We start from the raw sequence: 18,470 nt of genomic DNA, 5'->3' as shown, positions 1-18,470 counted from the left end.
AATCTTAGAAGTCGAACATGGAAAAATGATTTCGTTTTTCCATCTCTATCTCGTCGACGAGGTCATACTTAATTTCCTCCTCATCATCGTTCCGCAGCTCAATGATATAATCAAAGTCATCGAGCGTATACTCAGATTGGCTGACAAAAATATCCGGATGTTCAACGACCTTTGTGGCGGGAATGCTCATAATCTCACGCACAAGCTGCCAATGCTTTTCATTTGCCCGCTTCGTGGAAACAATTCCATCCAGAATGAACACATTGTGCTCGCTGTATTCGTCCTGGATCAGCTGGCTGCGGACGGTTTGCTTAATGAGTGTAGACGAAACGAAAATCCAGCGTTTGTTGGCACAAACACTTGCCGCCACAATTGATTCCGTTTTTCCAACCCGCGGCATCCCGCGTATGCCAATCAGCTTATGTCCTTCCTTTTTCATCAGCTCAGCCATGAAATCCACCAGCAGCCCCAGTTCATCTCTGACAAACCGGAACGTCTTCTTATCGTCAGCATCGCGCTGGATGTATCTGCCGTGCCGGACTGCCAGGCGATCCCGCAGCTTGGGCTGACGATATTTAGTTACGGTTATATTATCCATTGTGTTTAAAATTGATTCAAGTCTCGCAATTTGCTCTTCATTTTCACAATTTAGCAGAAGACCGCGGCGCGCATTATCCACTCCGTTAATCGTCGTAATGTTAATGCCCAGCATCCCGATGAGTGAAGAAATGTCCCCGAGCAGCCCGGGACGATTCTTATGTATTTCATATTCAAAATACCATTCGATCATATGTTCCACTCCCTTCGCCTACTCACACCTACCCTTTATATTATATGATTTCGGCAGATTAGAAAAGGCAAATCGTCCGGCGATTGCAAAAAGCTCCGCCAAACCACTCTCCCGGCAGAAGGAAATCGGGCATAAAGAAAAGAGAGGAGCAACTCCTCTCTTACTGCTGACCCTGTACCAGTTTAATCATCAAATTGGCAATTGTGTGCTGTTCGCCTTCGTCAGCTATCTTCCATAATTCTGCAAGGACACGCTCCTCCGGATTGCGCGCCTCCACTTCATTTGCCAGATAATCACCGATGCGATATGCCATTTCGTTGATTGCATTGCCATCCAATCCTTTGTCCTGCGCGGCATTTAAACGATCTCCCAAAAAGTCTTTCCATTGATCAAAATTGTCTAATACTGACATATTTTCTCCACCTCACATAATGTATTGGGGTCATCCCCTATTACTATGCGCTGCTTTTTCCTGTTTTATGTATTCAACAATGCCAGCCTCCATTCACGCCGATGACCTGTCCTGTTATGTAGGAGGAACGGGGTGATATCAGGAATGAAACTGCTTCGGCCACCTCCTTCGCTGCTCCCAGCCGGCCCATTGGAATATCGGAAGCAAGGTCTTCACGGTCTGCGGCCGAGAACATGTGCAGCATGTCTGTATCAATGGCTCCCGGAGCAATTGCATTGACCCGTACACCGCTTGGGGCCACCTCCTTCGCCAACGCCTTGACATAAGCATTTTGCGCCCCTTTCACCATGGAGTAAGGCACCTCACAGGAGGCGCCTGTCTGTCCCCAGATGGAGGAAATAATCACCATACTTCCTGCACGCCTGCGGATCATGGCAGGCAGCAGAGCTTGCCCCAGCTTGTATAAGCTGCTTACCTGCAGCTGAATCATGCCTGCCAGTTCATCGTCTGACGTATCCGTCACAAGCCCGAAAAGGCTCTTTCCCGCAGCGTAAACAAAGGCATCCAGCTCATGATGAATTTGTCCGAGCAACTGCGCGGCGCCGGATGCGGCACTTAAATCCGCCTGTACCGGATAACATTCCGCATCCGGCGGCATACTTTGCAGCAGCTCCCGTATTTTCGCATCGCCGCGGTGATAATGTACATATACAGCAAAGCCGTCGGCTGCCAGCTGCCGGGCCGCAGCCCCGCCAATCCCGCCGCTTGCTCCAGTAACCAGGGCATATTTCTTCATGTCTGATTCCCCCTTCTTCTCAAAACAAAATCTGTCCCAAATATGGGACAGATCTGATAATCAGCCGTTCTTCGGCACAACCTGACAAATACTTATCATCTTTTTATCAACAAATTCTTCAGCTGCCCGCTGCAAATCTGCAACGTTGACCTCCTCAAGCACCGGCAGGGCATCAAACAGGCTGGAGCCGTTAAAGGCATACCGGGTAAACTGGTTGGCAATATACTCCGGCGAATTGAGGGAACGAAGAAAGCCGCCGATTTTCTTTTTCTTTACGCGGGACAGCGTCTCTTCCGACAAGCTGGTGTAGTCTGTTTTCAGCAGGATGTTCTGCAGCCGCTCCGCAAGCTCATCCGGCTGCTTGGTGTCGCCGCCGACCATGGCAAAGCCAAACCCTCCTTCGTCGGTGTAATCGTAGGAGAAGGTGTCATCGATTAAACCGGCCTGATACAGCTCTTCATAGTTGTTGGAGCTTTTGCCAAACAAATAATCCAGCAGCAGCGTGACTGTAATTTCATGCTTCAATAAGTCGCGGCCTGCACGCGTGCTGCGTTTTGCCTTCATGCCGACGAGGCACTTCGGTGTCTGCACCGTCATTGGGATTACTGTACGCGCTGTACCCACGCGGTCCGGCTCTTCCTCAAAGAAGCGCTGAATCGGCGGCTGATCCTGATAATCCTTTTTCCCCTGATTTTCTTTGACGAGATCCATAATATGGCCGGGATCAACAGGGCCGACGACAAACAGAAGCATATTGCTCGGATGATAGAAGGTGTTGTAGCACTCATACAACAAATCCTTTGTAATATGGCTGATGGACTCAATCGTTCCGGCAATATCAATTTGAACCGGGTGCTTCTCATACAGGTTATCAATTAAGCCAAAATATAGACGCCAGTCCGCATTATCCTGGTACATTTGGATTTCCTGGCCGATAATGCCCTTTTCCTTTTCCACCGTTTTCTCGGTAAAATAAGGGGCTTGCACAAAGTCCAGAAGTGTATGCAAATTTGTGTCAACATTGGATGTACAAGAGAACAAATACGCAGTCCGGGTGAAGGAGGTAAATGCATTGGCAGAAGCCCCCTGCTTGCTGAACAGCTGAAAGGCGTCATGATCTTCCTTTTCAAACAGCTTGTGCTCAAGGAAATGAGCGATGCCATCCGGCACATGCAGCTCCTCTTGCTTGCCAAGCGGCACGAAGCGGTTGTCGATTGAGCCATATTTCGTGGTAAACGTGGCATATGTCTTATTAAAGCCGCTCTTTGGAAGGATATACACCTTCAGTCCATTCGACAGCTGCTCAAAATATAACTCTTCCTTGAGTTGCTCAAACAGGATTTTTTCCATCGTCATGCTCCCTCCACTCCGTGCAAAAGATAGATCGTGTCGAGTTGGATTTTATTTGCCACGGCAATGATATCCGCCCGCGTCACCCCGTCAATGGCCTCGAGCCAGCTGCCCATGGGGCGGTTGCACCGGGCGACAACATCGTGATACAGCAGCTCCATCAAGCCGCGCGGAGTATCCACAGTCTCCAGAATTTGATTCTTGATCATAAGCTTTGTTTGCTCAATCTCCTCATCAGTAAAATCACCGTTGCGCATGGCAGTCATCTGCTCCTTAATAATACCTACCGCTTTTTCATAGTTGGCGGACTCAATGCCTGACATGACAAAGAGCAATCCCTTATGGCTTTCATAGCGTGAGGCTGCGTAATATGCCAGACTGTTTTTCTCGCGCACATTGACAAAGAGCTTGGAATGGGAAAAGCCCCCAAACAGCCCGTTGAATACCTGAAGGACAAAATAATCCTCGTCACAGTACGTAATATTTGTCCGGTAGCCAATATTCAGCTTGCTCTGCTTCAAATCCTGCTCTTCCTGCACTTCCCGTTCCTCTACCTGCCGGGTTGCCGTTGCAGGCGCTTTCTGCGGCGTTGCCTCCCGTTTTGGCAGCACAAAATACTTTTGCACCAGCTCCACAGCATTGTCCGGCAAATCCCCAATCATGTATAAGTCCATTTCATCCTCTTGCAGCACCCGCTGGTAGCAGGCATACAAGGATTCCGGGGTGATTGCCGCAACATCTTCTTTACGGCCGTTCTGATTCAAGCGGTATGGCTCTGATTGGCACATTTCCTCAACAAGCCGTTCATTGGCATACCTCATTTTATCATCGTAAGAGGATTCAATGCGCTGCAGAAGCGCCCGCTTTTCACTCTCTACAATGGAAGAAGCGAAAGCCCCTTGCTCCAGTGCGGGACGGAGTAAAACATCAGACAGCATGGCCAGCGTTTTCTCCAGCAGTGGCGGAGCTTCGCGCAGATAGCGCTCATTTGCTGCATCCATATAAAAGGTAAGAATATGTTCTTCGCCCTTTTTATTTACATCCACAGCCAATGCTGAACCATATAAATCCTCCAGGTATTGCCGGATACTCTTCACAGATGGGAGCTGTTCCGTCCCGCTCTGCAGCACGTATGGCAAAAGAGCGCGCTCTGTCACGGTCTCCTCTGCCAGCGGTGCCTTCAGCCGCAGCACGAGGGTGTTTGTCTTGTACTTCACAGTCGGAATCATGTGCACAGTCAAGCCGTCCAGCTGATGAATCTGTTGCTGCATAACCTCCATATCCATATCCTCCTTATGTACGTATCTGTACCCAATATACAATTTTTAACAAAGGGTTTGCAACTCCCGCATGGCTATGCCTATTCTATGTTAAAGTAAAGCAATTATTTGCTATGTATGAAAAAAACCCGCACAAATGCGGGTTTCTCTCTTAGCGTTTCCCTTTTTCGTAAGGCGTGCCAAGTGCTTTCGGCGCTTCCGAGCGTCCAACAAAGCCCACGAGAGCCAAAATCGTCAGCACATAAGGAAGCAGTGTCAAAAAGATGGGCGGAATTTCCTTAATATAAGGCAGGCTGCCGCCTGTAATTCCAAGAGACTGTGCAAAGCCGAAGAACAAGGCTGCGCCAAGCGCGCCAACTGGATGCCATTTTCCGAAAATCATGGCAGCCAAAGCCAGGAAGCCCTGGCCGCTGATGGTGCCGCCGGAGAAGTTTCCGGAGATGGAAGTCGCAAACACCGCGCCGCCGATGCCCGCAAACATACCGGAGATAAACACAGCCGTATAACGCATTCTGTATACATTGATCCCCATTGTGTCCGCTGCCATCGGATGCTCTCCGACCGCACGCAACCGAAGGCCGAATGGTGTTTTGTAAATAATGTACCATACAACAAATGCCAGCACGACAGCAATGTACGATGTCCAAGGCACATTGGAGAACAGCACTTTCCCAAAGAATGGGATATCACTTAAGCCCGGCACATCAATCTTATCAATGCGGTACTTAATAAAATCTGTTTGTCCTTTGCCAAAGATCTTTTTAATGGCGAACACGCTCAACCCGAGGGCCAGGAAGTTAATGGCAACGCCACTGACTGTTTGGTCTGCACGAAGCGTAATGGATGCCAGCGCATGAAGCAGCGCAAAAATCCCGCTTGCCAGTGCTGCCACGAGAATGCCAATCCACGGAGTCGCTGCCCCCATGGAATCTCCCAGCAGAAGAGAAGTTACCACGCCTACAAAGGCGCCAAACAGCATAAGACCTTCCAAAGCAATGTTAACTACGCCGGAACGCTCACTGAATACTCCGCCTAGAGCGGTAAAAATGAGCGGAGCGGCCGTATATAAAGTTCCGGTCACAATAATTGCCAACACATCAACGAAACTCATTTATTTCTCCTCCTTACTTAAGCGTGACAATGCCCAGCGGAGTACATAGCTTGAAGCCACAAAGAAAATAATGCAGGCAATAATCACGTTAATGAGTTCAGAAGGAACATTTGCCGTAAAGTTCATTTGCGGAGCAGCACTCTTCAGTCCGCCGAACAACAGGGCGGCCAATACAATACCGAATGCATTGTTTGCCCCGAGCAAGGATACGGCGATACCGTCAAAACCGATGCCCGTAAAGGAAGCAAGCGCCGTCATGTTTTGGAATGTGCCCAAGCCTTCCATTGCTCCGCCGACACCGGCAAATGCGCCTGCAATCGACATGGAGAGCATAACATTTCGCGGCACATGCATTCCTGCATATTGGGCAGCATGCTGGTTGAAGCCCACCGCTTTCAATTCATAGCCAATTGTTGTCTTATCCAAAATAAACCACATAATAACGGCAGCCAGCAAGGCAACCACAATCCCCCAATGCAAACGGGAACCGCCTGTCAAGCCTGCAAGCCAGTCTGATGCCAATGTTGCTGTCGGCTGGATATCGTGCGATTTCTCATTGCCTGCATAAATAAACGTTTTGATTAAGGAATTTGTCGAGTAGAGAGCGATGTAGTTCATCATAATGGTGACGATAACCTCATTCACTCTAAAGCGCCCCTTCAGGTAACCGGGAACAAAGCCCCATAGCGCTCCGGCAGCTGCTCCAGCCAGGACGGAAAGCGGAACATGAATGATGGCAGGAAGATTCAACCCATAACCAACCCAGACAGCAGCAAGCCAGCCAGCGAGGAGCTGCCCTTCCACCCCGATATTAAACAAACCGGTCCGGAATGCAAAAGCAACAGACAGTCCCGCCAATACGAGCGGAATCATAGAACGAAGTGTCTCGCCCGTCGCCCGCGGCGTTCCCATCATTCCATCAATTAAAGCACTGTAGCCGGCAATCGGGTCATAGCCGCTCACAAGCATAACAATCGCCCCAACAAGGAGACCAAATACTGCCGACAATACCGGCACTAAAATGCCAATCATCCGCGGAGTGAGTGTGATCTTAGGCATTTGTGTTCACCTTCCCTTTTTGCTTGCCTCCAGCCATTAAAAGTCCAAGCTCTTGTTCATTTGTTTCCTTTGCATTGACCACATCCACAATCTGCCCTTCATAAATAACGGCCACCCGGTCGCTTACATTCAACACTTCATCCAATTCAAAGGAGATTAACAATACTGCCTTTCCCTTATCACGCTGCTCGATGAGCTTTCTATGGATAAATTCAATGGCGCCCACATCCAGACCGCGTGTCGGCTGTGCAGCAATCAAAAGATCCGGGTCGCGGTCCACCTCACGGGCAATGATTGCCTTCTGCTGGTTTCCGCCTGACAAGGCCCGTGCTGCTGTGAACTCGCTTGGAGTCCGGACATCAAATTGCTGAATGAGCGCCCGCGCTTTATCATACACTTTCTGGAAGTTTAAAACACCGCCCCTTGAGTAAGGCTCTTTATAGTAGGTTTGCAGCACCATGTTATCTCCTACCGAGAAATCCAGCACAAGCCCATGCTTATGGCGGTCCTGCGGAATATGCCCTACTCCCGATTCCGTGATGCGCCGGGCCGGCAGGTTCGTCACGTCCTTCCCGTTCAGTGTAATAGAACCTGACTCAACTTTTCGTAACCCGGTAATCGCTTCAATCAGTTCGCTCTGTCCATTGCCGTCAACTCCGGCAATTCCAATAATCTCCCCTGCACGAACGGTTAAGTCAAGTCCTCTTACAGCAGGTAAATTACGTGCATCATGGACAACAAGATTGGAAATCTTTAACACGTCCTGACGTGGTTGGGCGTCTGACTTTTCTGTCTTAAAATGAACCTCGCGTCCAACCATCAGCTCCGCTAACTGATCTTCATTGGTGTCAGCGATATTGACTGTGCCAATACCTTTTCCTTTTCGAATGATCGTACAGCGGTCACAAACCTCCATAATTTCCTTCAATTTGTGAGTAATGAGCACGATGGATTTGCCTTCTGAAACAAGGCGCTTCAGGATGTTAATGAGTTCGCCGATTTCTTGCGGTGTCAATACTGCAGTCGGTTCGTCAAAAATCAGGATCTCTGCGCCCCGATACAACGTTTTTAAAATCTCCACACGCTGCTGCATCCCAACAGAAATATCCTCAATTTTCGCATATGGGTCTACAGCCAGACCATACTGCTCGGACAGCTTTTGAATTTCTTTGGCCGCATCCTCAATATTGATGCGTCCGCCCTTCGTTGTCTCATTGCCAAGGATGATATTTTCTGTAACAGTAAAATTATGCACCAGCATGAAGTGCTGATGTACCATCCCGATACCAAGCTCATTTGCAATGTTCGGGTTCGTAATTTTGACAGGCTGTCCTTTAATCTTAATTTCGCCCTGCTCAGGCTGATACAGGCCGAACAACACATTCATCAGTGTGGACTTTCCTGCACCGTTCTCGCCAAGCAAAGCATGAATTTCACCCTGCTTTACCTGAAGAGTGATGTTATCATTCGCAACGATGCCTGGAAATACCTTCGTAATGTTGTTCATTTCAATTACATATTCATAACTCATGACAAGACCTCCTCCGTTGGAAGTTTCATGCTTCTCTCGTGATTGTAAATACACACAAAGGTTAGTTCGGTGGAACTAACCTTTGTATTCAGCTGTTGCCTTATTTTTTTAGAGATGCTTCAAATGTTTTGTAGTCTGCTTCTGTAGCAGGAACCTTCAGTTCTCCAGCAAGAATTTTCTTCTGGAACTCATCCACTTTCGCAAGCGCATCCTTGCTTACGTTATCAGTTGTCGGTGCAATCCCAACGCCATTTTCCTTCAGACCGAATGTTACAACCTTGCCTGCAGGGAAGTTGCCTTCCATTGCCTGCTTGGACACTTGCTCAACTGCTACGTCTACACGCTTAACCATGGAAGTCAGCGTTACGTTTTCAGGCATACCTTCTTGGTGCTGGTCGCGGTCAACCCCGATTACCCATACATTCTCGCCTTTTTTCTTGCGGTTCTTCGCTTCTGTGAATACACCGTTGCCAGTGCCGCCGGCAGCATGATAAATGACGTCAACGCCTTGACCGTACATTGTGGAAGCCAACTGCGTTCCTTTTTCCGGCTTGTTGAAGTCGCCTGCATACTGGGATACAACCTGGATGCTTGGATTTACAGATGCCACACCCGCTTTAAAGCCGTATTCAAACTTCTTGATCAGGTCGCTTTCCACACCGCCGATGAAGCCCACTTTGTTGGACTTTGTAGTCAATGCTGCCACAACCCCAACAAGGAAGGAGCCTTCGTTCTCGCTGAATGTGATGCTCGCCACGTTCTTCTTATCAACAACCATGTCAACGATCGCAAAATTGTTTTTCGGGAACTGGTCCGCTACCTTGCCAACTGCATCAGCCATCAGGAAGCCGATGCCATAAGTCAGATTGTAGTTGGATTCAGCAAACTTTGTCAGGTTTGGCAGATAGTCTGCTTCCTTCTCGGACTGCAGGTAACGATAGCCTTCGTTCTCCTTCAGGCTGTTGTCGCCGCCGAATTTCTTCAAGCCTTCCCAAGCGGATTGGTTAAAGGATTTGTCATCCACACCGCCAGTGTCAGTAACCATGCCGACCTTGAAGCTGCCTGCTTTTTTCGTATCGCCGCCGCTCTTGTTATCAGCTGTGTTCTTGTCAGCGTTTCCACAAGCACCCAAAATTGTGCTTGCTGCCAACGTTAAGGATAGCAATAGACCTGCTTTTTTCTTCATACCTTGACCCCTCCTAAATTATAAAAGCTATAAGTATATACGACACGATGCCCCTTTGGATATGTCACCTCCCCAAAAGGATGGGGACATCAGATGCGTTTTCGCAATACCTGGAAGCTGAACTTATCCGCCCTGAAATAATTGGTGGAATACAGAATTGGCTGATCAGCTTGGTCGTAGTGCATTTGCTTGAGCACAAGCAGAGCTGTCTCCGGATCACATTCCAAAATCGGTGATACCTTCGGGTGATATCCAATTGGCTCTATGTGCGCCACTGCATATGTGATGCGCTTATGTGTTTTCCTATGAATAATATTGAGCAACGATTCCTCTTTATATTCAGACAGGTCCGGAAGAATATCCTGAGGTATTTTGTCAATACAATATACAACAGGCTCCCCGTCAGCTGTACGGACACGTTCGATTGCAAGAACGTGCAAATCCTCATGCGTACGGAACTTCTCCTGCTCTTCCTCTGTCAGGCTGGTCAGGAAAGAAGAGAGAAAGATGGTGCCGGGCTGCTTGCCGGCTTCCGTAATCATATCAGTGATACTGCTCAGCTGCTCAATGCCGGATGAAAATAACGGCTTGGCATTTACAAATGTCCCGACACCATGTCTGCGGATGACCACATTTTCCTCCTCCAGAATCCGGAGTGCTTCCCTGAGCGTGGCTCTGGATACACCAAGTTCCTTCGCAAGGTCAAATTCGGAAGGGAGCTTCTGCTTTTCCTTATATACCCCATCCTTGATGTCCTCTTTAATACGGTCGATCACTCGCAGATACAGGTGCCGACTATCTGATCTGATTGTCATGCTAATCCCCCAGTTTGTATGCTTATTCGACCTCTGATGTAAGACATCTGTTCTGATTTTTCCATCTTTACTATATCACGAAATTGTCCAAATCAAAACACGAAAGTTGCAATTTGTCGAATAAAGATTATTTATGCGCTTGTATGAATATTTCGGTAGTTTACTAGGAGCCTCAATCAGCCGTCCATACGGCTTCTTCAGGATTTGAAAGCGCTTTACATACTAGTGTATGCATATAAAAACACCTCTATACTCCGGTCTCCTGCGCTTATGAGAGAAAGCGGACGCACAAAGGTGCCTCTTCCCCTCATAGTCCGGCGGTTTACGGCTGCCGGGTAGAAACGTTTGGACCTTATCTCCAACTCTATATGAGGTAAAGCTATACAATTCCATCTTGTTTTATGTACCTTACGATCTGTACAAGCTTAATCCGTGGTTATCTTACCATGGTATGCCAATCAGGTCAACAAATTTCGACACTTCATACAAAAAGAAAAAAAGCCCCCTTATGAGCTTTTTTCCTGTATATCTTTTATAAGCACCTCTCGCGGTTTACTGCCCTCATAGGGCCCGACAATACCATTTTGCTCCATCGCATCAATCAGGCGGGCCGCCCGGGTATAGCCGATGCGGAAACGGCGCTGCAGAAGGGATACCGAGGCTGTCTGCATTTCTGCCACAAGCTGGACTGCTTCCTCGTACAGCTCGTCCTCCACCTCCTGATAGCTGTCTCCCCCGTCAGCAGGGATCATCTCCTCTTGATATTGCGCCTTTTGTTGGGAAATGACATATTGGACGACATTTTCCACCTCATCATCCGACAGAAATGCCCCCTGCACACGCACCGGCTTGGAGGATCCGATTGGCAGGAACAGCATATCCCCCCGGCCAAGCAGCTTCTCCGCTCCGCCTGAATCAAGAATAGTGCGGGAATCTGTTTGGGAAGATACAGCAAAGGCAATACGGGATGGAATATTGGCTTTAATAACCCCTGTGATGACGTCTACGGATGGACGCTGTGTGGCAATAATTAAGTGAATGCCGGCCGCACGGGCCATTTGCGCCAACCGCATAATGGAGTCCTCCACGTCAGAGGAAGCGACCATCATCAGGTCCGCAAGTTCATCAACAATGACCACGATATACGGAAGCAGCGGCTGCTTTGCTTCAGCGTGCTCGTTATATTGCTTGACATATTCATTATAGCCTTCAATATTACGGGTGCCGCTATGTGAAAATAAATCATAGCGCCGTTCCATTTCGCTGACTACCTTCTTCAGCGCCTGCGAAGCCCTCTTTGGATCTGTCACAACCGGCGCCAGCAAATGCGGAATTCCATTGTATACGTTTAATTCCACCATTTTCGGATCAATCATCATCATTTTCACTTCATGCGGCTTCGCCCGCATGAGGATGGTCGTAATAATCCCATTGATGCATACACTTTTTCCGCTTCCGGTTGCACCGGCCACAAGAAGGTGGGGCATCTTATTCAGCGGTGCCATCACTGCTTCGCCGGTAATATCACGTCCGAGTCCAATGAGCAGTTTTTCATCCGTCCGATACTCTTCCTTCGCCTCCAGCACTTGGCGTAAGGTAACCACTGCAACCTCTTCATTCGGCACTTCAATCCCAATTGCGGATTTCCCCGGGATCGGCGCCTCAATGCGAATATCCTTTGCCGCCAGCGCCAGCGCCAAATCATCACTTAAATTCACAATTTTACTTACCTTGACGCCCGGGCCTGGAAGCACCTCGTATTTTGTCACAGCAGGCCCTTGGCTGACCTCAAGCACCTCTGCATTCACGCCGAAGCTTTGGAAGGTTTGCTCCAGCTTCCCGGCATTTTCTTTAATTTTCTTCTTGTTCATGCCGGTCTGCGGATTATCCGGCAATCGGAGCAAATCCAGCGGCGGCAGCAAGTAATCTTTGTTTTCCACGCTGCTGTAGAGAATTGGAGAAACAGGCTCTGCCGCTTTTGCCTTGCGCTCCGGCTTGCTGTCCTCTGCCGCTTGTGTGTGCAGATTGATTTTCAAGGTCCTGCTTTTCGGTACGGACGCCTCTTCAATTTGCTCCTCCTCCGGCAGCTCAGGGTCTGTCTCAGCAAAATTGCGGATAATTAAATCGTTCTCCCGTTTTCCAACAGGTACCGCGGCTTCCTGCCCATCTTCCTCTTCGTCCCACTCCGGCTGGAGCTTTCGCTCGCTTCGTGTCTTGGCCGTCTTTTTCTTCTCGGCCGCCTCCGCTGCCCGCCGCTCCTTCCAATCCGTAAAATCATTGCCGAATGCCTGCAGCTGCTTCTTGACCAGAATGAGCACCGGATGCAGCACTTCACCTAAATGGCGGTTTGTAATGCAAAGGATGCCGAGCAGCACCATAATGGAGCCAACAATATAAGCCCCCGCCTCATCAAACAGAAAGAAGCAGGAAGCAAACATGAGCGCGCCGAGCATCCCGCCGCCCAAATTATAGCCATTCACCTTTCCCTTAGCCTCCAGCAGGAACAATTCCTTTGTGTTCAGGATGATGGAGGGATTTTGGAAGGTTCCATCCTTTGCCAACAGGTTGGACAGCGTAATATGGCTGAACATCAAAATGGCGAGAACGATGAGACAGCCTCCAATAATTGGCTTGCTCAACAGATTGGGCCACTGCCGCTTTACTACAAAATACACGCTCAGGGCAATGACGGCCAGCAGTCCAATCATATACCATTGTCCAAAGAAGAAACGGAAGAACAGAACAAGTGCTTTGCCGACCACCCCAAGCTGTAAAATTGTAATAAGAGAGAGCGCAAATAATGCCAGTCCGACAATCTCGTAGCGCATCGTAAGCTGCAGTGCTTGTCTTCCTTTCGTTTTTCTTCCTCTTTGCTTTTGCTTTGCCATCTTTTCACCTCAAACTATCATTGCAAACAGAATAAAGCAGCCGATGCTGGCTGCCTTTTCACTTTATGGTTATTATACTATAGTTTCCCCTCATTTTCCTGCTTTTCAATGAATCCAGATTTGCTGTCCGGGTTCATATTGCAAATAATGCTGTGGGTCAGTGCTCATGACACGGATAATTTCATACTGCTGGTTTGGCCCCATTGCCACAACAAGGTCAGCTCCGTTGCAATTCACTACCCGCTGCGTTGTGTACACGGCCTCATCCATTGGATAAATCATTTGCTCGGGTACAATGGTGTATAAAATCATTGCAGCATTCTTCCCGCATCGTTTTTGCGCGCTTCAATCATTTCATTCAGCTTGCGGATCGCCTCGCCAATGCCGCCAACCCCATCAATCAGACCGTATTTCACCGCATCCATGCCGACCACATTTGTGCCAATGTCCCGGGTTAAATTTCCTTTCGCAAACATCAGTTCCTTAAAGCGGTCTTCTGTGACCTTGGAGTGCTTGGTTACAAAGCGGATGACACGCTCCTGCATTTTATCCAGGTACTCAAAGGTTTGCGGAACTCCGATGACAAGACCTGTCAGGCGGATGGGGTGAATGGTCATCGTAGCTGTTTCCGCAATATACGAATAGTCGGTTGCCACAGCGATCGGAACCCCAATGCTATGTCCGCCGCCCAGTACAATGGACACTGTCGGCTTGGACAGAGAGGCAATCATCTCGGAAATGGCCAGGCCCGCCTCCACATCTCCGCCTACTGTATTTAAAATAATTAAAAGCCCCTCAATTTTTGGATTTTGCTCTATTGCCACGATTTGCGGAATTACGTGCTCATACTTGGTTGTTTTATTTTGCGGCGGCAGCTGAACATGCCCTTCAATTTGGCCGACAATGGTAAGGCAGTGAATGCGTGACTCATTCATCTGGGGCACGTTTGTTTGGCCGAGCTGCTGGATCTTTTCAACGATTGAGTCTTTCGTCTCTTCCTTTTTCGCCGGCTCCTGCTCGCTCTGTATGTATTCGCGATGTGTCATGACACCTTCTCCTTTCGCTGGTATAGCACTAGTATCTGTAAACACGCCGTTTTCATGCGAACTAAGAAAAGTGAAGGGGGTCCGACTGCCCCCCGCAGCTGGACAACAAGAAAAAAGCTGACTCCGAAACATTGGAATCAGCTTTTTATCTATTTTATACTTCCATAATGATTGGCAAAATCATCGGGCGGCGTTTTGTTTTTTCAAACAGGAACTGCCCAAGGGCATCACGCACACTTTGCTTGAGCGTGGACCACTCAATGGAGTATTCCTTAATGGACTGCTCCACAATTTCCCGAACCAGCTTCGTGGAATGGTCAATGAGTTGTTCGGACTCCCTCACATATACAAAGCCGCGAGAAATAATTTCTGGCCCGGAAATGATGCGCTTCGCTTCTTTGCTGAGGGTAATGACGACTACCAGAATTCCATCTTGTGATAAGAGCTTGCGGTCACGCAGCACAATATTGCCGACATCTCCCACACCAAGCCCATCGATGAGAATATTTCCCGCTTGCACTCTTGTTCCGGTTTGGGCAATTCCGTCACGGAAGCCTATAACATCGCCCTTTTCCACAATGAAAATACGGTCGCGGTCAATTCCGACATCCTGTGCCAAACGCGCATGTGCCTTTTGCATGCGAAACTCGCCGTGCACCGGCAGGAAGTATTTCGGGCGCATCAGATTCAGCATCAGCTTCAGCTCTTCCTGGCTGCCATGCCCTGATACGTGAATTTTCTTTTCGCCATAGTAGACAACATTGGCTCCTGCGCGGAACAGAAGGTCAATTGTTTTTGAAACCGAAGTTTCATTCCCAGGGATAGGGGAAGCAGCGATGATGACCGTGTCCCCTTTGCGGATGGTAACCTGCTTGTGGGCATTCTTGGCCATCCGGGACAGTGCCGCCATTGGTTCTCCTTGGCTTCCCGTCGTCAGAACGGTGATCTGGCGCTCCGGGTAGTTTTCGATATCCTGCGGTGAAATCAGCATGCCGTCCGGAATATGCAAGTACCCAAGATTCCGGGCGATATCCACGACCTTCACCATGCTTCGGCCAACCACCGCGACCTTGCGTCCATGCTCATAGGATGCATCAAACACCTGCTGCAAACGATGGACATTGGAAGCGAAAGAAGCTACAATTACACGTCCTTCCGCACTGTAAACGACTTTGGAGATTTCTACCCCGACTGCCTTTTCGGAGCCGGTGAATCCCGGACGCTCCGCATTGGTGCTGTCAGATAACAGACAAAGCACACCTTCATTTCCAAGCTGTGCCATTTTCCCCATATCTGAGCCGTAGCGGTCCACCGGTGTCTGGTCAAACTTGAAGTCGCCTGTATATACAACAGCCCCTTGGGACGTGTGGACGCACACCCCTACTGCATCCGGGATGCTGTGGGTGGTACGGAAGAAGGATACAGTGGCATGGTTGAACTCTATGATGGAGTTCGCATCAATGGTTTTTAAAGTGACGCGTCCGAGAAGACCCGCTTCGCTCAGCTTGTCCTCCACGAGACCTAGTGTTAAACGAGTTCCATATACAGGCACGGATAATTTTCTGAGTATGTACGAAATACCGCCAATATGATCTTCATGTCCATGTGTTAAAAAGAGCGCGCGCACGCGGTCCTTGTTCTCTTCTAAATAGGTGATGTCCGGTATTACAATGTCTATTCCGAACATTTCGTCTTCCGGAAACATAAGCCCCGCATCTACGACAAAGATATCGGAGTCCACTTCCACGACATACATGTTCTTCCCGATTTCCCCCACGCCGCCGAGGGCAAATACTTTTATCGATTGTGATTCTGTCTCTCTCACTTCTTAGCCTCCTACTTGTGCTGTGCATACCCGTACTAAGTCACTTAGGGCTATTATACATGATACAAGAAATAGAATACAAGCGAAATTCTAGCAAAGGAGGAATGTCCAGCTAAGCCGCGCGTGTCTCTCTCTGCATGAAAAATGCTGTTTTTGGGGGGCGCTTACGTGGATATACCCATTGCAGGAAGCAATCTGGCGGCAAAGGCAAAGAACAGAAAAACCCGGTCCAGGACCGGGTTTTTGTTAATGTGAGATGGTTTGCAGTACCGCGTACAGGCGCTGGCGCTCCTCTTCTGTCAGCGGAACAAGCGGCAGCCGCACCGAACCAACATCCAGGCCGCGCATTTGCAGTGCTGTTTTCACTGGTGTCGGATTCGGGGCCATGAAGAGGGCCTTTGTAATCCGAAGCACGAGCTGATGCAGCTTTTGCGCCTTGCCGAAATCACCGGCCTGAAATGCCGCAATCATCTCCTGCAATTCATTGCCGATTACGTGGGAAGCAACAGAGATGACGCCCTTTGCACCGATTGCCATAGCCGGCAATGTAAGACCGTCATCACCGCTGTATACCATGAAGGAGTCATCGGTTTTCTCAATCACCTCTGTCATGGCCAATACATCTCCGCCCGCATCCTTCAAGGCCACTACATTTGGAAGCTGTGCGAGACGGGCGATTGTGTCAGGAGACATCGTAACAACAGAGCGGCCGGGGATATTGTACAGCATAACCGGCAGTTCTGTGCTTTCTGCGATGGTCTTGAAGTGCTGATACAGCCCTTCTTGATTCGGTTTGTTATAATACGGCGCAACCAGCATGACCGCATCCACACCAGCTTCCTCTGCCTTCTTTGTCAGCTCGATGGAAGCCTGTGTATTGTTGTTGCCGGTACCGGCTACAACCGGTACACGGCCGGCTGCCACCTGCACAACATGGCGGAACAGCGCCACCTTTTCCTCTGTTGTCAGCGTTGGAGATTCACCTGTTGTACCTGCCACAACCAGGGCGGTCGTTCCGTTTTCAATCAGGTAATTCACCAATTGTGTTGTTTTCGCAAAGTCTACATTATCATTTTTATCAAACGGCGTAATCATCGCCGTGGCAACTGTACCAAAATCAATCATGCTTTCACTCCTTATACTCCGCCTGCTCAGTGGCAGAGAAATGAAACGCGTCATGCAGGGCATTCACAGCCTCAACCATGTCGCTTTCCCGGACGAGCACCCAGATCGTCGTGTAGCTGTCAGCGGATTGTAAAATTTGAATCCCTTTTTCAGACAATGCCGTCACAATCTTGGATGTAATGCCCGGTACACCTGTAATGCCGGCGCCCACAATGGACACCTTGGCACAATGGCGGGTTACGATCGGCTCATAGCCAATGCTGCGCAGCACGCCAACCGCGTGGTCCGCAACATCATCGCTGACAGTATATGCGACACCTGTCGGCGAGATATTGATAAAGTCCACGCTGATCTTTTCCTTTGCCATTTCCTTAAAGACCTGTGCCTGTAAATCGTAAGGGCCGTCTTTTGCCAGCACCTTAATTTGCGTGACGTTGGAAACATGGGCAATCCCCGTCACCAAATGCTCCTGCACATCTCCGCCCCTGACCGCTCCGTCATAAGCCGTCACCAGCGTACCGGTATTGTCAGAATAGGTGGAGCGGACTCGAATCGGCACTTTGGCGTGCATCGCAATCTCCACGGCACGCGGATGGATGACTTTCGCACCCTGGTAGGCCATATTGCAAATTTCATTGTAGGTCACCACATCAAGAGGACGGGCGTCCTTTACAATGCGCGGATCCGCTGTCATCACACCCTCTACGTCGGTGAAAATGTCAATGTATTCCGCCCCGAGCGCGACGCCGAGGGCCGAGGCGGAGGTATCGCTGCCGCCGCGCCCCAATGTCGTGACATCGCCGTCTCTTGTCTGCCCCTGAAAGCCGGCCACCACGATTACGTCATAGTCCTGCAGCATTTCCGTAATCCGGTCGCACTTCATTTCCAGAATGCGTGCATTTGTGAATTCTTCATTTGTCAAAAAGCCGGCCTGCGCCCCGGTCAACGCCGTCGCCTCCAGGCCACACTCATTCAGCATGTTGGAAAACACAACTGCGGAAATGAGCTCGCCGCAGCCCATCAGCAAATCCTGCTCGCGCTTGGAAATGGAAGAGTGTTTGCCTCCCACAAGGCCCAGCAGCGTATCTGTCGCATAAGGCTCGCCTTTGCGGCCCATGGCCGATACGACACATACCACCTTATAGCCTTCTTCTAATGCCCGTGAAATATGCTTCAGCGCATGCTTCCGTCCGTTCGCATCCCGCACGGATGTACCGCCAAATTTTTGTACAATAATCTTCATGTTTGCACCTCTT

Annotated in this window: 15 protein-coding genes, 2 pseudogenes and 1 riboswitch; all 17 genes and pseudogenes read right to left on the bottom strand. The window is 49.3% G+C overall.

The window, feature by feature from the left end; translation table 11 throughout:
- Window positions 1-4: 4 nt before the first annotated feature.
- Entirely contained in the window at window positions 5-790 is a 786-nt protein-coding gene (locus tag NK662_RS10990; protein WP_254758984.1) for a DUF3388 domain-containing protein, read from the bottom strand.
- Between the two features lie 160 nt (window positions 791-950).
- Window positions 951-1,202 carry a DUF3243 domain-containing protein gene (locus tag NK662_RS10985; RefSeq protein ID WP_254758983.1) on the bottom strand — a complete coding sequence of 84 codons (252 nt, stop codon included), beginning with the start codon at window positions 1,200-1,202 and terminating at the stop codon, window positions 951-953.
- A gap of 73 nt (window positions 1,203-1,275) precedes the next feature.
- Window positions 1,276-1,998, bottom strand: coding sequence for an elongation factor P 5-aminopentanone reductase (ymfI, locus tag NK662_RS10980; protein ID WP_254758982.1), 723 nt, complete (start codon window positions 1,996-1,998; stop codon window positions 1,276-1,278).
- A 60-nt stretch (window positions 1,999-2,058) separates the two neighbouring features.
- The gene (gene yfmH / locus NK662_RS10975) at window positions 2,059-3,348 is read right to left on the bottom strand and encodes an EF-P 5-aminopentanol modification-associated protein YfmH (protein WP_254759245.1); all 1,290 of its coding nucleotides are present in this window, start codon (window positions 3,346-3,348) and stop codon (window positions 2,059-2,061) included.
- 2 nt (window positions 3,349-3,350) lie between these two features.
- Window positions 3,351-4,628 carry an EF-P 5-aminopentanol modification-associated protein YfmF gene (yfmF, locus tag NK662_RS10970; RefSeq protein ID WP_254758981.1) on the bottom strand — a complete coding sequence of 426 codons (1,278 nt, stop codon included), beginning with the start codon at window positions 4,626-4,628 and terminating at the stop codon, window positions 3,351-3,353.
- 151 nt (window positions 4,629-4,779) lie between these two features.
- Window positions 4,780-5,739, bottom strand: a complete 960-nt coding sequence (locus NK662_RS10965) for an ABC transporter permease (RefSeq protein WP_254758980.1) — start codon at window positions 5,737-5,739, stop codon at window positions 4,780-4,782.
- Window positions 5,740-6,798: an ABC transporter permease gene (locus NK662_RS10960; protein ID WP_254758979.1), complete on the bottom strand. Its 1,059-nt coding sequence runs from the start codon at window positions 6,796-6,798 to the stop codon at window positions 5,740-5,742.
- Complete coding sequence (locus NK662_RS10955; protein ID WP_254758978.1) at window positions 6,791-8,329, bottom strand: ABC transporter ATP-binding protein; 1,539 nt, start codon at window positions 8,327-8,329, stop codon at window positions 6,791-6,793. The genes NK662_RS10960 and NK662_RS10955 overlap by 8 nt, the downstream gene beginning before the upstream one ends.
- Before the next feature lie 100 nt (window positions 8,330-8,429).
- The gene (locus NK662_RS10950; protein WP_254758977.1) at window positions 8,430-9,515 is read right to left on the bottom strand and encodes a BMP family lipoprotein; all 1,086 of its coding nucleotides are present in this window, start codon (window positions 9,513-9,515) and stop codon (window positions 8,430-8,432) included.
- An 89-nt stretch (window positions 9,516-9,604) separates the two neighbouring features.
- A complete protein-coding gene (locus NK662_RS10945; RefSeq protein WP_254758976.1) occupies window positions 9,605-10,330 on the bottom strand; it encodes a GntR family transcriptional regulator in 726 nt (241 codons plus the stop codon).
- A gap of 290 nt (window positions 10,331-10,620) precedes the next feature.
- Window positions 10,621-10,722, bottom strand: a riboswitch (purine riboswitch).
- A gap of 114 nt (window positions 10,723-10,836) precedes the next feature.
- Window positions 10,837-12,279, bottom strand: a pseudogene (locus NK662_RS24330) (DNA translocase FtsK); the annotation flags it as partial.
- 248 nt (window positions 12,280-12,527) lie between these two features.
- A pseudogene (locus tag NK662_RS24325) lies at window positions 12,528-13,218 on the bottom strand (cell division protein FtsK); the annotation flags it as partial.
- A gap of 105 nt (window positions 13,219-13,323) precedes the next feature.
- Window positions 13,324-13,530, bottom strand: coding sequence for a YlzJ-like family protein (locus NK662_RS10935; RefSeq protein ID WP_254758974.1), 207 nt, complete (start codon window positions 13,528-13,530; stop codon window positions 13,324-13,326).
- On the bottom strand, window positions 13,527-14,264 hold the full coding sequence (locus NK662_RS10930) for a ClpP family protease (protein WP_254758973.1): 738 nt from the start codon (window positions 14,262-14,264) through the stop codon (window positions 13,527-13,529). The genes NK662_RS10935 and NK662_RS10930 overlap by 4 nt, the downstream gene beginning before the upstream one ends.
- A gap of 154 nt (window positions 14,265-14,418) precedes the next feature.
- Window positions 14,419-16,089, bottom strand: coding sequence for a ribonuclease J (locus NK662_RS10925; protein ID WP_254758972.1), 1,671 nt, complete (start codon window positions 16,087-16,089; stop codon window positions 14,419-14,421).
- A 246-nt stretch (window positions 16,090-16,335) separates the two neighbouring features.
- The gene (gene dapA, locus NK662_RS10920) at window positions 16,336-17,214 is read right to left on the bottom strand and encodes a 4-hydroxy-tetrahydrodipicolinate synthase (RefSeq protein ID WP_254758971.1); all 879 of its coding nucleotides are present in this window, start codon (window positions 17,212-17,214) and stop codon (window positions 16,336-16,338) included.
- Window positions 17,215-17,218: 4 nt separating this feature from the next.
- Complete coding sequence (dapG, locus tag NK662_RS10915) at window positions 17,219-18,457, bottom strand: aspartate kinase (protein ID WP_254758970.1); 1,239 nt, start codon at window positions 18,455-18,457, stop codon at window positions 17,219-17,221.
- Window positions 18,458-18,470: the final 13 nt, after the last annotated feature.

The sequence above is a fragment of the Ectobacillus ponti genome, assembly GCF_024294785.1.
Classification (GTDB): domain Bacteria; phylum Bacillota; class Bacilli; order Bacillales; family Bacillaceae_G; genus Ectobacillus; species Ectobacillus ponti.
The sequence above is the reverse complement of the archived record's forward strand: the minus strand, read 5'-3'. Positions and strand labels throughout refer to the sequence as shown.

Bases quoted from the DNA above. Each gene is read 5' to 3' on its own strand.
- NK662_RS10990 (WP_254758984.1), bottom strand. From the start codon at position 790: ATGATCGAATGGTATTTTGAATATGAAATACATAAGAATCGTCCCGGG.
- NK662_RS10985 (WP_254758983.1), bottom strand. From the start codon at position 1,202: ATGTCAGTATTAGACAATTTTGATCAATGGAAAGACTTTTTGGGAGAT.
- ymfI (WP_254758982.1), bottom strand. From the start codon at position 1,998: ATGAAGAAATATGCCCTGGTTACTGGAGCAAGCGGCGGGATTGGCGGG.
- yfmH (WP_254759245.1), bottom strand. From the start codon at position 3,348: ATGGAAAAAATCCTGTTTGAGCAACTCAAGGAAGAGTTATATTTTGAG.
- yfmF (WP_254758981.1), bottom strand. From the start codon at position 4,628: ATGGAGGTTATGCAGCAACAGATTCATCAGCTGGACGGCTTGACTGTG.
- NK662_RS10965 (WP_254758980.1), bottom strand. From the start codon at position 5,739: ATGAGTTTCGTTGATGTGTTGGCAATTATTGTGACCGGAACTTTATAT.
- NK662_RS10960 (WP_254758979.1), bottom strand. From the start codon at position 6,798: ATGCCTAAGATCACACTCACTCCGCGGATGATTGGCATTTTAGTGCCG.
- NK662_RS10955 (WP_254758978.1), bottom strand. From the start codon at position 8,329: ATGAGTTATGAATATGTAATTGAAATGAACAACATTACGAAGGTATTT.
- NK662_RS10950 (WP_254758977.1), bottom strand. From the start codon at position 9,515: ATGAAGAAAAAAGCAGGTCTATTGCTATCCTTAACGTTGGCAGCAAGC.
- NK662_RS10945 (WP_254758976.1), bottom strand. From the start codon at position 10,330: ATGACAATCAGATCAGATAGTCGGCACCTGTATCTGCGAGTGATCGAC.
- NK662_RS10935 (WP_254758974.1), bottom strand. From the start codon at position 13,530: ATGATTTTATACACCATTGTACCCGAGCAAATGATTTATCCAATGGAT.
- NK662_RS10930 (WP_254758973.1), bottom strand. From the start codon at position 14,264: ATGACACATCGCGAATACATACAGAGCGAGCAGGAGCCGGCGAAAAAG.
- dapA (WP_254758971.1), bottom strand. From the start codon at position 17,214: ATGATTGATTTTGGTACAGTTGCCACGGCGATGATTACGCCGTTTGAT.
- dapG (WP_254758970.1), bottom strand. From the start codon at position 18,457: ATGAAGATTATTGTACAAAAATTTGGCGGTACATCCGTGCGGGATGCG.